The organism is Planktotalea sp., assembly GCF_965659345.1.
Taxonomy (GTDB): Bacteria; Pseudomonadota; Alphaproteobacteria; order Rhodobacterales; family Rhodobacteraceae; genus Planktotalea.
Map to the genome: position 1 here is coordinate 161,430 of NZ_CBFHVK010000003.1, position 13,329 is coordinate 174,758.

The window sequence follows — 13,329 nt, forward strand, 5'->3', positions numbered from 1 at the left end:
GAAATTAAGGCATAGTTTTCCTAAAGTTTCCCCATCTTAAAGCGTCACATTTTAGAGGAACCAGGGCACATGTTTACAGGGATCATCACGGATATTGGTGAAGTGCGCGAGACCGAAATGCGCGGGGATTTGCGGGCACGGATCGCGACGTCTTATGTGACTAGCGGCATAGATATCGGCGCTTCGATTGCTTGTGATGGTGTCTGTTTGACTGTGATTGAGTTGGGAAGCGACTGGTTTGATGTTGAAATAAGTGCGGAATCGGTCAGCAAAACAAACATTGGCGCGAACAAATGGCCGGTTGGTCGTCGTTTGAACCTAGAGCGCGCTTTAAAGGTCGGAGACGAGCTTGGCGGTCATATCGTGTCTGGACATGTAGATGGCGTCGCAGAGATTATAGCGATGCAAGATGAAGGTGATAGCACACGTGTAACATTGCGAGCGCCTGAAAGTCTTGCGAAGTTCGTGGCCCCTAAAGGGTCAGTGGCGCTCAATGGTACGTCGTTGACTGTGAACGAAGTGAGCGGCACGGACTTTGGAATTAACTTTATTCCGCACACCAAAACGGCAACGACTTGGGGTGACGCCAAAGTAGGGGACGCAGTTAACCTAGAGATCGATACGCTGGCACGCTACGTCGCGCGTTTACAGGACTGGGCCTAATCACTTTTTTACCATCGTATTTTCAAGTTTTTGTTGTGCGTTTTTCGACGCTTCAATGAAGTTGAGTACCGTACGGTGAAACGCAGTTTGCGCGCCCCCCTTGCAGCCCCTAGGGGTGAGCACTAAGACTCTGTTAGTGCTTCGTGTGGTAAGCATGAGATAGCAGCAGCAGGCAGGCGAGATATGAACGATCCTATTGATACATACATGAACACGTTGGTTCCTATGGTGGTTGAGCAAACCAGCCGTGGTGAGCGCGCATACGACATCTTCTCGCGTCTGTTGAAAGAGCGCATTATCTTTCTTAACGGGCCTGTCCATGACGGTATGTCGAGCTTGATAGTGGCGCAGCTTTTGCACCTTGAGGCGGAAAATCCGTCCAAAGAGATTTCAATGTACATCAACAGCCCAGGCGGCGTTGTGACATCTGGTCTGTCGATCTACGATACGATGCAATACATTCGCCCCAAAGTGTCGACACTTGTGATTGGACAAGCGGCGTCGATGGGTTCGCTTTTGTTGACGGCTGGTGAAAAAGACATGCGCTTTTCGCTGCCGAACTCGCGCGTGATGGTGCACCAGCCCTCTGGTGGCTATCAGGGCCAAGCGACGGACATTATGATCCATGCGCAAGAAACCCAGAAGCTAAAGACGCGCTTGAACGAGATCTACGTCACCCATACTGGCCAGACCTTGAAGAAGGTTGAAGCGGCGCTGGAGCGTGACAACTTCATGTCTCCAGAGGAGGCAAAGGACTTCGGTTTGATTGACGAAATTCTCGAAACACGCCCAAAAACTGGCGAAGACGAGAGCTAAACAAAACGAGCGCGTTGACAGTCATGTCAGCGCGTTCATATTTGCGATTGTGGCTTTGGGCTGGCTCCCATAAACTACTGTCAAAAGGATACGACAGACGTCGTCGTATTTACGAAATTTAAGGGCAAATCGCCCGAAAGGTGATCCATGGCGAGCAACTCCAGCAGCGATAGCAAAAACACGCTCTACTGTAGCTTTTGCGGTAAAAGTCAGCACGAAGTGCGTAAACTTATTGCTGGTCCGACTGTTTTCATTTGCGATGAATGCGTTGAGCTTTGCATGGACATCATTCGCGAAGAGACGAAAAGCGCAGGCTTGAAAAGCTCTGAAGGGGTGCCAACGCCGAAAGACATTTGTCAGGTTTTGGATGACTATGTAATTGGTCAGGCGACAGCGAAGCGTGTGCTTTCCGTTGCGGTTCACAACCATTACAAACGTCTGAACCACGCCCAGAAAAACGGTGAAATTGAATTGGCGAAGTCCAATATTTTGCTGATGGGTCCGACGGGCTGTGGTAAAACACTGCTTGCTCAGACTTTGGCCCGTATCCTAGATGTACCATTCACGATGGCCGATGCGACAACGCTGACCGAAGCGGGATACGTTGGCGAAGACGTTGAAAACATTATCCTGAAGCTGCTTCAGGCGTCTGAATATAACGTCGAAAAAGCGCAGCGCGGCATCGTCTACATCGACGAAGTCGACAAGATCACGCGCAAATCCGAAAACCCATCCATCACGCGTGACGTGTCTGGAGAGGGGGTTCAGCAAGCGCTCTTGAAGCTTATGGAAGGCACAGTTGCTTCTGTACCTCCGCAGGGCGGCCGCAAGCATCCGCAGCAAGAATTCCTGCAAGTGGATACAACAAATATCCTGTTCATCTGTGGTGGCGCATTTGCGGGCCTAGACAAGATTATCGCCGCGCGCGGCAAAGGCTCTGCGATGGGCTTTGGGGCCGATGTACGTGATAATGATGACCGTGGAATCGGTGAGATTTTCAATGAACTCGAGCCGGAAGATCTGTTGAAGTTTGGCCTGATCCCTGAATTTGTGGGTCGTCTGCCTGTTTTGGCAACGCTTGAAGATTTGGATGAGGACGCGCTTGTTACCATCCTAACACAGCCGAAAAACGCTTTGGTCAAGCAATACCAACGCCTGTTCGAACTTGAGAGCACACAGCTTACATTTACCGAAGATGCTCTCAGCTCAATCGCTAAGCGCGCTATCGAGCGTAAAACGGGTGCACGTGGTCTGCGCTCGATCTTGGAAGAAATTCTTCTGGATACGATGTTTGACCTGCCAGGCATGGATACTGTGACAGAGGTGGTTGTAAACGAGGAGGCGGTAACGTCTGATGCGCAGCCTTTGATGATACACGGTGAATCGGAAAAAGAGCCCGCTTCTGCGGGTTAACGCTTGATCACAGAATTGTAGCAAAGGCAGGCGAAATGCCTGCCTTTTTGCGTTGCGGTCTCTCTAGACCTTTGCGCTTTGATGAGGCATATCTGAATAAACATGAGCGGAGTGATCCATGGGCATCGGTAGCAAAATTTTACGTGTTCTCACGTGGTGGAATGGCCAAACGTTGAACACACAATTGTTCACATGGCGCAAAGGTGTACGCGTTGGCGAAGATGACCAAGGCAACGTTTTCTATAAAAATCGCGAGAAATCAAAGCGCTGGGTGATTTTCAACGGTGAGATTGAAGCAAGCAAAATCAGTCCAGATTGGCATGGCTGGCTACATCACACTTGGGATGAAACACCAAGCGATAAACCATTGGTTCACAAATCATGGCAAAAGCCGCATCAGGAAAACCTGACCGGTACTGTGGCGGCCTATGCGCCTGCTGGTTCTATTCGTCAAGCGAAGCCCGCGGATCGTAGTGATTACGAGGCTTGGGTCCCCGAATAATTCCAATTCGCGGGTAGTGGGGGACAAAATATGACGCAGAACAAAACCGAAGTAATGGTCGGTGGGCTTGTGATGGCCACCGCGATTGGTTTTTTGCTCTATGCGGCGCAGATCACCGGCGTCAGTTCCAGCGCTGGTAGTTACCCCCTTACAGCCAGCTTTCGATCTTTGGAGGGCGTGAGCGTTGGCACGGATGTACGCTTGGCCGGTGTCAAGATCGGCTCTGTGAACTCGGTGACGCTAAACGCTGAAACGTATCGCGCGGATACAATTATCAGTATCAAAGACGGTATCGAAATCCCTGATGACAGCGCGATTACAATCGCATCTGAAGGCCTGCTTGGCGGGAATTTTGTCGAGATCGTTCCAGGTGGATCTCCATTTATGTATGATCCATCTTCTGAGATTGAAGACACGCAAAGCGCGGTTAGCCTTGTGTCGCTCTTGCTAAAGTTTGTGTCAGGGTCGGGTGAATGATCAAATTCCTTAGCGTTTTGATAATCTTAGCTGCATCGGCGTCAGCATCATTGGCGCAGCAGCAGGTGTCTTCCGGCACTGGGGCGCAGTTGCGTGTCCTGGATAAAGTCAGTGGGCAAAGCTCCAACTACGAGTTGGCAAGTGGCAGTTCGATGGAACTTGGCATGTTGACTATTTCTTTGCGGTCTTGTCGCTTTCCAGAAGGCGCGCCGGCCAATGACGCGTTTGCCTATATTGACGTTGTTGAGACACAAACAGCGCAGCCGGTTTTTGGGGGCTGGATGATCGCATCTTCGCCTGCATTGAACGCTATGGAGCACTCACGCTATGACGTCTGGGTTCTGCGCTGTAAAACGTCTTGAAGGCTGGGCAGGGGATGCGCATCAAAATCTGCGACGTCCTGTAGCGCATCGTGTAGCAAAGCGTGATATTGAGAACGCGAAATTTCGATTGCTCCAAGGGTTGAGAGATGCTCCGTCAAGAATTGAGTGTCAAACAGGGTAAACCCACATCGCAAAAGATGCGTTGTTAGAAACGCGAGCGCTGTTTTGGACGCATCTCTTCGTTTTGAGAACATGCTTTCACCGAAAAACGCGGTCCCTGTAGTGACGCCGTAAACGCCACCCACAAGCTCGTCGTCTTCCCAAATCTCCATCGAATGGGCATGAGACATCTCGTGTAAGAGACTGTAAAGCCTCGCAATATCGTGACTGATCCATGTATCTTTGCGCTCTGCACAGGCGGCAACAACCGCGTCGAAATCACTATTCGCACGGATCGTCCAATTCGCCGAACGCATATGTCGCGCTAGAGAGCGGGAAATATGGAATTGATCTAGAGGAATGATGCCCCGTTGCCGTGGATCGACCCAGAAGAGTTCTGGATCGTCACGCGACTCCGCCATAGGGAAAATACCCGCCTGATAGGCATGCAGCAGCATTTGTGGCGTTAAAACTGGAGTATCATCTCGCATGACGACAGTTTACTCCAATGTCATGCGAGGTGAAGGGCTTAGCTAAAATTAAGCGTCAGCGTTAAGATTTGTCTCGAGCCAATGCTCTAACCAGTGGATGTTATACTCCCCAGTCAGCACGTCTTTTTCCTGCAAGAGCGCATGAAACAACGGAATGGTTGTATCGATGCCATCTACAATGAGCTCACCCAGGGCACGGTGCAAACGCGCTAGCGCTTCTGGTCTGTCGCGCCCGTGAACTATGAGTTTTCCAATCAGGCTGTCGTAGTAGGGCGGAATAGAATAGCCATCATAAAGTGCGCTATCCATTCGTACACCAAGTCCACCAGGTGCATGATATTGGGTAATTTTGCCAGGGCAGGGAGAGAAATTCGGCAGCTTTTCTGCGTTGATCCGAACCTCAATTGCGTGACCATTGATTTCTAGATCGTCCTGCTCGAACGACATTTCATGGCCTGCCGCAACAAGAATTTGCTCGCGCACAAGGTCTACACCAAAGATACCTTCTGTCACTGGGTGCTCGACCTGCAAACGCGTGTTCATCTCAATGAAATAGAACTCCCCGTTTTCATAAAGGAACTCGATTGTGCCAGCGCCGATATAGTTAATTTTGGCAACAGCATCTGCGCAGGTTTTACCAATGCGTGCGCGTTCTTCGGCACTGATGGACGGACCTGGGGCTTCCTCAAAAACTTTCTGATGACGACGCTGCAAAGAACAATCTCGTTCACCCAAGTGAACCGCACGTCCTTTGCCGTCGCCGAACACCTGAATTTCGATGTGGCGCGGGGTGGTCAGGTACTTTTCGATATAAACTTCGTCATTGCCGAAATTCGACTTTCCCTCGGCGCGCGCGGTCATGAACGCGCTTTCCATGTCATCAGCTGTTTGTGCAACTTTCATGCCGCGCCCGCCACCGCCGGCAGTGGCTTTGATGATGACTGGATAGCCGATTTCATCGCCAATGCGCTTTGCATCGTCGAGCGTCGCGACACCACCATCAGACCCGGGAACGCATGGCACGCCAAGCGCTTTCATCGTGTCCTTTGCTGTGATCTTATCACCCATTGTGCGGATATGCTCTGCTGTGGGTCCAATGAATGTCAGGTTATGATCTTCAATAATCTGTACGAAATTCGCATTTTCAGACAGAAATCCGTAGCCGGGGTGGATCGCTTGTGCGCCTGTTATTTCGCAGGCTGAAATGATTGCTGGGATGGACAAATAGCTATCAGTTCCGGCCGGTGGGCCAATGCAAACGGATTCATCAGCCATGCGAACATGCATTGCATCCGCATCGGCGGTTGAATGTACAGCGATAGAACCAATGCCCATTTCGCGGCAGGCACGAATAACCCGAAGCGCGATTTCGCCGCGGTTAGCGACAAGAATTTTGTCAAACATATCTGAGCCTTATTCGATGATGACCAAAGGAGCGCCGAACTCAACTGTTGAGCCATCCTCGACCATAATCCGTGTCACTTTGCCTGCGCGCGGTGCTGGAATATGGTTCATAGTTTTCATGGCTTCGACAATAAGCAAGGTGTCACCTTCTGAAACCTGCGCTCCAACGCTCACAAATGCGGGGGAGCCGGGTTCAGCTTGCATGTAAACTGTGCCGACCATTGGCGACGTAACTGCGCCGGGATGGCTTGAGGGATCATCGCTCGCAGGCGCTGGAGCCGCTGCGACTGGTGCGGCGGCGACAGCTGCAGGAGCCGCAGCAACGGGAGCAGGGGCCGCAATCATCTGTTGCGATGTACGGCTAACACGGACGTTAATGCTATCATCTTCTGCGTAGGCGCGTTTGACTTGCAATTCTGTCAAATCATTCTCGCGCAAAAGTTCTGCAAGCGCTTGGATGAATGCAACATCGGCATCGTTTGATTTGTTTGTCATGCTATCCCTCAATGTCCCTGGGCTGTATTTGCGCTTTCTGCGAAGCGCGACTGGCGTTTGTTATAGGGCAAGACGTTATAGTTTGGAAGCCGCGCTGCTGCATCTAAATCGCACAATGATTGAGGTGACTTACAAAGCGTTGTTTTGCCTTGGCATGTTCCAATTTTTATTGACCTTATATCTTTGCTCTGGCCTCATGGGGGCAAGCCAGCGGAAGGAAAAGCATTTGAATATAGGGTCTTGGCTCTCGCGCCGTGCGCGCCAATCACCAAAATACGCGGCGGTTTTTGATGGGATTGACTGTGTCGCGACATATCAAGAATTCGACCAGCGTGCGCGTAGCGTCGCGCATTGGCTGAAGGATCAAGGCGTCGCACCCGGTGATCGTGTTGCCATTTTTATGGAGAACAGACCTGATTACCTCTTCGTTTTATATGGGGTTTGGTATGCAGGGGCCGCAGTGGTTCCAATCAACGCGAAACTTCATGCCAAGGAAGCGTGCTGGATCATTGAAGACGCAGACGTGACTTTAAGCTTCGCGAGTGCGGATAAGATGACTGCTTTGATGGACGCGGGCATTGCGGGTCAAATAGTCGATGCTGGGTTGGTTTGCAGTGAAACTGCTCCGCACTCTGAAGCGGAGTATGAACCTCGAAAGCCAGATGATTTGGCTTGGCTATTTTACACCTCTGGCACTACGGGTCAGCCCAAAGGTGTGATGATCACGCACCGCATGCTTGTGTCGATGTCGATGAATTACCTCATAGACGTCGATTCAGTAAGCGACGAAGACACTGCCATCTATGCCGCCCCAATGTCACATGGGGCAGGGCTTTATAATATGGTGCACGTGCTCAGAGGGGCGCGGCATGTTTTCCCAGCGTCGCGCGGGTTTGAGGCCGGTGAGATTTTTGAGCTCGCACGTACATTTGGCTCCACACATATGTTTGCGGCTCCGACCATGGTAAAACGTCTTACAGATGCGGCAAACGTGAGCGGTGCGGACGGGGCGGGGTTGCGCACCATCGTTTATGCTGGTGGCCCTATGTATGAAGCGGACATTTTGGCCGCATCAGACACATTCGGCGACATCTTTGTTCAAATCTATGGGCAAGGGGAATGTCCAATGGGCATTACCGTTTTGTCGCGACAGGATGTGAGTGATCGCTATCACACACGCTGGAAAGACCGTTTAGGATCGGTTGGGAAAGCCCAGTCTTCGGTCGAAGTGCGTGTTGCTGATGAGAAAAATGAAATATTGAACGCAAATGACACCGGTGAGATCCAGGTGCGCGGTGATACCGTGATGCAAGGCTATTGGCGCAACCCGCAGGACAGCGCTAAGACACTTGTGGATGGGTGGCTCAAGACCGGTGATCTGGGGTTTATTGATACTGATGGCTATGTGAGCTTGGTTGATCGTTCGAAAGATCTGATCATTTCTGGCGGCACAAACATCTATCCGCGGGAAGTAGAAGAGGTCTTGCTGCAACACGCCGATGTTTCTGAAGCCTCAGTTGTCGGAGCGTTTCATCCAGAATGGGGTGAGGAAGTCGTTGCTTTCGTTGTTCTTACGAAAGGCGTAGTTTTGAATGACACCGAACTCGACGCGCATTGCCTTGGGAATATCGCACGTTTCAAGCGTCCAAAGCGGTATGTGCAACTCAATGAGTTACCTAAGAACAACTATGGCAAGGTCTTGAAGACTGAGCTGAGAGCAATGCTTTAAAACGGCTTCAGCCTCGCGTCTTTCGAAGCGAGGCTGAGGTTTGGAAACAGTGTTTGGTTATGCGCCAGCGCGATTGGCGATCAAGTCATCCACGACCGAAGGATCGGCGAGAGTTGATGTGTCGCCAAGCGCACCCGTGTCATTTTCGGCAATCTTGCGCAGAATACGGCGCATGATTTTACCAGAGCGCGTTTTAGGCAAGCCCGGTGCCCATTGGATAACATCAGGCGAGGCAATCGGGCCGATTTCTGTGCGTACCCAAGTGCGCAGTTCTTTACGCAATTCTTCTGTTGGCTCTTCGCCATTCATCAAAGTCACGTAGCAATAGATGCCCTGACCTTTAATATCATGGGGGAAGCCAACCACAGCCGCTTCGGCGACTTTCTCATGTGCCACAAGCGCGCTTTCGACTTCGGCCGTGCCCATGCGGTGACCTGAGACGTTGATCACATCATCGACGCGGCCAGTGATCCAGTAGTCGCCGTCTTCATCGCGTTTGGCACCGTCACCAGTGAAGTAATAGCCTTTGTAATCAGAGAAGTAGGTCTGCTGAAAACGCTCATGATCGCCAAAGACAGTGCGCATTTGACCGGGCCAGCTGTCTTTGATGCACAAAACACCTTCAGCTGGGTTGCCTTTGATTTCCTCGCCCGTTGTCGGCTCAAGGATCACAGGCTCGATACCAAAGAAGGGCTTCATCGCAGAACCGGGCTTCATCGCATGCGCGCCGGGTAGGGGGGTCATCAAGTGACCGCCGGTCTCCGTTTGCCACCATGTATCAACGATCGGGCAACGACCGCCGCCAACGATTTCGTTGTACCAATTCCAAGCTTCCGGATTGATGGGCTCACCCACTGTTCCAAGGATGCGAAGGGACGACAGATCAGCGGCTTCAACAAAGCTATTGCCTTGACCCATCAACGCGCGCAACGCGGTGGGCGCAGTATAGAACTGATTTACCTTGTGCTTCTCACACACTTGCCAGAAGCGCGATGCGTCTGGATAGGTTGGCACACCTTCAAACATCACAGTCGTCGCGCCATTCGCAAGCGGACCATATACAATGTAGGAGTGACCTGTGACCCAACCCACATCAGCAGTGCACCAGAAAACGTCATTCTCTTTGTAATCAAACACAACTTCATGAGTGAAGGCGGCATAAACGATGTAGCCGCCTGTGGTGTGGACAACGCCCTTTGGCATGCCTGTTGAGCCGGATGTGTAGAGCACAAACAACGGATCTTCGGCGTTCATTTCTTCTGGTGCACAAACGTCGGAGGCGTCTTTTGCGAGTGCGTTGTAGTCAACATCACGCCCTTCGTTCCAAGCGACATCGCCACCAGTGCGCTTAACCACGAGGCATTTGACATCATCACCGCAATTGGCAAGTGCGAGGTCTGCGTTCTTTTTCAGCGGCGTTGCTTTGCCGCCGCGTGGGGCTTCATCCGCAGTGATAACAAGCTTAGCTTCGGAGCCGTTGATCCGAGCTGCCAGTGCATCAGGCGAAAATCCAGCAAAAACAATAGAGTGGATCGCACCAATACGCGCACTCGCGAGCATCGCATAAGCTGCTTCTGGAATCATAGGCATGTAAAGAACAACGCGGTCACCCTTGTTGACGCCCAAATCCTTTAGGATGTTCGCCATGCGGTTCACGTTTTTGCTCAGCTCGTTGTAGCTGATGTGCTGTGCACCTGCATTTGGATCATCGGGTTCGAAAATAATTGCCGTTTGATCCCCGCGCGTTGCTAAGTGGCGGTCGATACAGTTCGCAGAAACGTTCAAAGTACCATCTGAGTACCAATTGATGTTCACGTTACCAAAGTCGTAGTTAACGTCTTTGACTCTGGTGAATGGCTTTATCCAGTCAATGCGCTGACCTTGCTCAGACCAAAATGCCTCTGGGTCCGCGATGGATGCTGCGTACATCGTGTCATATTTGGCCGCATCAACATGCGCCGCTTTGGCAAACTCTGCAGAAGGGGGGTAGGTATTGGTCATGGGATAGTCTCCACCAGTAAAAACGCTTTCAGAAGGGAGCGACGTCCCTGTTTGCGCCATTCAATGTCGTGAAAGTAAAAAGGTCCAGCGCTGAAAGCAGGCCGGACCCTTTCAATTTAGATTGCGAGGTATTCGGCGCGAAGTTCTTCGTTCTCAAGAACTTCAGAGGCCAAGCCATCAAAGACGATACCGCCTGTATCCAAGATGACAGCGCGATCCGCGAGCTCTAGCGCGCGAACGGCGTTTTGCTCGACGATGATTGTTGTCATGCCTTGCTCTTTGATCAAACGCAGAGTTTTTTCGATCTCGTCGACGATCACAGGCGCAAGACCCTCATAGGGTTCATCAAGCAGCAATACCTTAATGTCACGCGCAAGGGCGCGCGCGATAGCAAGCATTTGTTGTTCGCCACCAGAGAGCGTCACACCTTCTTGCGCACGGCGCTCACCGAGTCGGGGGAAGAGGTCATAGAGACGCTCAATAGACCAACCAATAGGCGGTGCAATTTGCGCAAGCTTGAGGTTTTCTTCAACCGTGAGGCCCGGAATAATCCGACGATCTTCTGGGACAAGACCTAGCCCTGAAATAGCCGCTTCATAGCTTTTCATGTTGTGAAGCGGTTGGTGATCTAGCCAGATCTCGCCGTGCGTGACCTGAGGGTCATCAAGACGTGCGATAGAGCGCAGCGTCGTTGTTTTGCCAGCACCGTTCCGACCCAAAAGCGCAAGGATTTCGCCTTCATGGACTTTGAAGCTGATCCCTTGGACAATGTAGCTTTCGCCGTAGTAGGCGTGCAGGTCCCAGACATCGAGAAAGGCAGGAGCGGTTTTCGCTTGATTGACCCCTGCGGAGGCTTTCGATTGTACGTTCATTTGAAAAACTCCTATGCCGTCTCGCCAAGATACGCTTCGCGCACTTTGGGATGGCCTTTGATATTGTCTGGCGTGTCTTCGACCAGTGGCGTGCCTTGGGCAAGCACAGTAATGCGTTCGGCCAAAGAGAAGACAACATGCATATCATGCTCGATGATGGCGATTGTGATATCGCGCTCATCCTTGATTTGCTTGAGCAGATCAATGGTGTTGTTTGTGTCCGCACGCGCCATGCCTGCAGTTGGCTCATCGAGCAACAACAGACGTGGTTCTTGCGAAAGACACATGCCAATTTCAAGACGACGCTTGTCACCACGGCTCATCGCGGCGGCATTCATATGGCGTTTGTCGGCCATATTCATTTCTTCCAGCATCTGTTCTGCGCGCTCGACGATGTCCTTTTGCGAGCCAACAGAGTTGATGGCATTCAGTTCGAACGCGCCATCGCGTTTGGCAAAGCAGGGGATCATCATGTTTTCAAGCACCGAAAGATCGCCGAAGATCTCAGGTGTTTGGAAAACGCGTGAAATGCCCATCTGATTGATCTCAAACGGTTTACGTCCAAGCACAGACTGCCCATCGAACATCACGGAGCCCGTATCAGGAATCAGTTTGCCGACAAGACAGTTGAGTAGGGTGGACTTGCCAGCACCGTTAGGGCCGATGATGGCATGTACCGAGTTTTCTGCAACGTTAAGGTTTACATCACCTAATGCCTGCAGTCCGCCGAAGCGTTTGTTTACGTTTTTAACGTCAAGGATACCCATGATTTGTTTCCTTATTCCGCAGGTGTCGTTGCATCGGCGGTTTTCGCGCCGTCGTCATCTTTTTTGTCTCGCTTGAAAAGCTTGGCGAGCTTTTGGCCACCCTCAACAAGGCCGCCGGGCAAGAAGATAACAACCATCATAAACAGCAGACCCAGTGTAAGGTGCCAGCCTTTACCGATGAACGGATAGATGATCGCTACGACGAAATCTTCCAAGCCATCAGGCATGAATGCGAACCAAGTGTGCAAGATGTCAGAGTTGATCTTGGACAGGATGTTTTCCATGTATTTGATCATACCCGCGCCCAAGACTGGGCCAATCAACGTGCCAACACCGCCAAGGATGGTCATCAGAACAACCTCACCCGAAGCCGTCCAGAACATACGCTCAGCGCCCGCAAGAGGGTCCATCGCCGCCATCAAACCACCCGCCAAGCCAGCGTACATGCCAGAGATGACAAAGGCCGCAAGTGTGTAGGGACGTGTGTTCAAGCCAGTGTAGTTCAAGCGTTGCTGGTTAGATTTCACCGCGCGCAGCATCAAACCGAATGGAGAGCGGAAAATGCGGATCGCAAGGTAGAAGGAGCAAAGCATGATAAACGCTGCAAAGTAGTAGCCGATATTGAATGTAAACACCCAAGCGCCAACGACCCACTCTGTGCTATTGCGCATTTCCATACCAAACAGACCTGGTACTGGCAGATTACCTGCTTCAGCTGCACCGTCCAGAATGCGCGGATCGCTAAGGGCGAGCTGCAGACCTGTTTCACCACCTGTGATAGGTGTCAGAACGGAGTAGGCAAGTGCGAAGGACATTTGCGCAAACGCGAGTGTTAGGATCGAAAAGTAGATGCCAGAGCGACGCAAGCTGATGTAGCCAATAAGCAGAGCGAACAAACCAGAAGTGATGACCGCGAGGGCAATCGCTGGGATCACGTTCATGCTGAGCAATTTGAACATCCAAACCGCTGAGTAGGACCCTATCCCGAGGAACGCCGCGTGACCAAAGCTGAGATAGCCAGTCAGGCCGAAGAGGATGTTAAATCCGATAGCAAAGATACCGAAGATAACAAAACGTTGCATCAGGTCAGGATAGCCTGCGTTGAATTGTGCCCAGCCAGAGCCTTCAGGGAAGGGGTTTAGGATGAAAGGCGCGAGCATCGTGAGCGCAAATACGAGCAACAAGAGCGATGCGTCTTTTTTCTGTAGTCCTAGCAT

The 13,329-nt window shown here is 51.5% G+C and carries 14 protein-coding genes; 7 read left to right on the forward strand and 7 right to left on the reverse strand.

Annotated features, from left to right (window positions below; all coding sequences use genetic code 11):
* The first annotated feature begins 69 nt into the window (after nucleotides 1–69).
* The 6 genes from ACTG3Z_RS03325 (at nucleotide 70) to ACTG3Z_RS03350 (ending at nucleotide 4,233) form a co-directional block, all read left to right on the forward strand.
* Entirely contained in the window at nucleotides 70–663 is a 594-nt protein-coding gene (locus ACTG3Z_RS03325; RefSeq protein WP_439141224.1) for a riboflavin synthase, read from the forward strand.
* Between the two features lie 183 nt (nucleotides 664–846).
* Nucleotides 847–1,479 carry an ATP-dependent Clp protease proteolytic subunit gene (locus ACTG3Z_RS03330; protein ID WP_439141225.1) on the forward strand — a complete coding sequence of 211 codons (633 nt, stop codon included), beginning with the start codon at nucleotides 847–849 and terminating at the stop codon, nucleotides 1,477–1,479.
* Between the two features lie 147 nt (nucleotides 1,480–1,626).
* Nucleotides 1,627–2,892, forward strand: coding sequence for an ATP-dependent Clp protease ATP-binding subunit ClpX (gene clpX / locus ACTG3Z_RS03335; RefSeq protein ID WP_439141226.1), 1,266 nt, complete (start codon nucleotides 1,627–1,629; stop codon nucleotides 2,890–2,892).
* A 118-nt stretch (nucleotides 2,893–3,010) separates the two neighbouring features.
* Nucleotides 3,011–3,394, forward strand: a complete 384-nt coding sequence (locus ACTG3Z_RS03340; RefSeq protein WP_439141227.1) for an NADH:ubiquinone oxidoreductase subunit NDUFA12 — start codon at nucleotides 3,011–3,013, stop codon at nucleotides 3,392–3,394.
* A 30-nt stretch (nucleotides 3,395–3,424) separates the two neighbouring features.
* Nucleotides 3,425–3,871: an outer membrane lipid asymmetry maintenance protein MlaD gene (mlaD, locus tag ACTG3Z_RS03345; RefSeq protein WP_439141228.1), complete on the forward strand. Its 447-nt coding sequence runs from the start codon at nucleotides 3,425–3,427 to the stop codon at nucleotides 3,869–3,871.
* Nucleotides 3,868–4,233, forward strand: a complete 366-nt coding sequence (locus ACTG3Z_RS03350; protein WP_439141230.1) for a DUF2155 domain-containing protein — start codon at nucleotides 3,868–3,870, stop codon at nucleotides 4,231–4,233. The genes mlaD and ACTG3Z_RS03350 overlap by 4 nt, the downstream gene beginning before the upstream one ends.
* Here ACTG3Z_RS03350 and aat read toward each other — a convergent pair.
* From aat to accB, 3 genes are read right to left on the reverse strand one after another with little or no spacing between them, the layout of a single operon-like run.
* On the reverse strand, nucleotides 4,197–4,844 hold the full coding sequence (gene aat, locus ACTG3Z_RS03355) for a leucyl/phenylalanyl-tRNA--protein transferase (RefSeq protein WP_439141231.1): 648 nt from the start codon (nucleotides 4,842–4,844) through the stop codon (nucleotides 4,197–4,199). The genes ACTG3Z_RS03350 and aat overlap by 37 nt on opposite strands.
* A 48-nt stretch (nucleotides 4,845–4,892) precedes the next feature.
* Nucleotides 4,893–6,248 (reverse strand): acetyl-CoA carboxylase biotin carboxylase subunit, encoded by a 1,356-nt coding sequence (gene accC, locus ACTG3Z_RS03360; protein ID WP_439141232.1) that lies wholly within the window; start codon nucleotides 6,246–6,248, stop codon nucleotides 4,893–4,895.
* A gap of 9 nt (nucleotides 6,249–6,257) precedes the next feature.
* Nucleotides 6,258–6,743 (reverse strand): acetyl-CoA carboxylase biotin carboxyl carrier protein, encoded by a 486-nt coding sequence (gene accB / locus ACTG3Z_RS03365; protein ID WP_375267056.1) that lies wholly within the window; start codon nucleotides 6,741–6,743, stop codon nucleotides 6,258–6,260.
* 226 nt (nucleotides 6,744–6,969) lie between these two features.
* On the opposite strand from accB, the gene ACTG3Z_RS03370 reads away from it, so the two are divergent.
* Complete coding sequence (locus ACTG3Z_RS03370; protein WP_439141233.1) at nucleotides 6,970–8,472, forward strand: class I adenylate-forming enzyme family protein; 1,503 nt, start codon at nucleotides 6,970–6,972, stop codon at nucleotides 8,470–8,472.
* 57 nt (nucleotides 8,473–8,529) lie between these two features.
* Here ACTG3Z_RS03370 and acs read toward each other — a convergent pair whose 3' ends face one another.
* The 4 genes from acs to ACTG3Z_RS03390 all read right to left on the reverse strand — a co-directional run bounded on the left by acs (nucleotide 8,530) and on the right by ACTG3Z_RS03390 (nucleotide 13,329).
* Complete coding sequence (gene acs, locus ACTG3Z_RS03375) at nucleotides 8,530–10,473, reverse strand: acetate--CoA ligase (protein ID WP_439141235.1); 1,944 nt, start codon at nucleotides 10,471–10,473, stop codon at nucleotides 8,530–8,532.
* 116 nt (nucleotides 10,474–10,589) lie between these two features.
* The gene (locus ACTG3Z_RS03380; RefSeq protein WP_439141236.1) at nucleotides 10,590–11,345 is read right to left on the reverse strand and encodes an ABC transporter ATP-binding protein; all 756 of its coding nucleotides are present in this window, start codon (nucleotides 11,343–11,345) and stop codon (nucleotides 10,590–10,592) included.
* A gap of 11 nt (nucleotides 11,346–11,356) precedes the next feature.
* A complete protein-coding gene (locus ACTG3Z_RS03385; protein WP_439141237.1) occupies nucleotides 11,357–12,112 on the reverse strand; it encodes an ABC transporter ATP-binding protein in 756 nt (251 codons plus the stop codon).
* Nucleotides 12,113–12,123: 11 nt separating this feature from the next.
* Nucleotides 12,124–13,329, reverse strand: coding sequence for a branched-chain amino acid ABC transporter permease (locus ACTG3Z_RS03390; protein WP_439141238.1), 1,206 nt, complete (start codon nucleotides 13,327–13,329; stop codon nucleotides 12,124–12,126).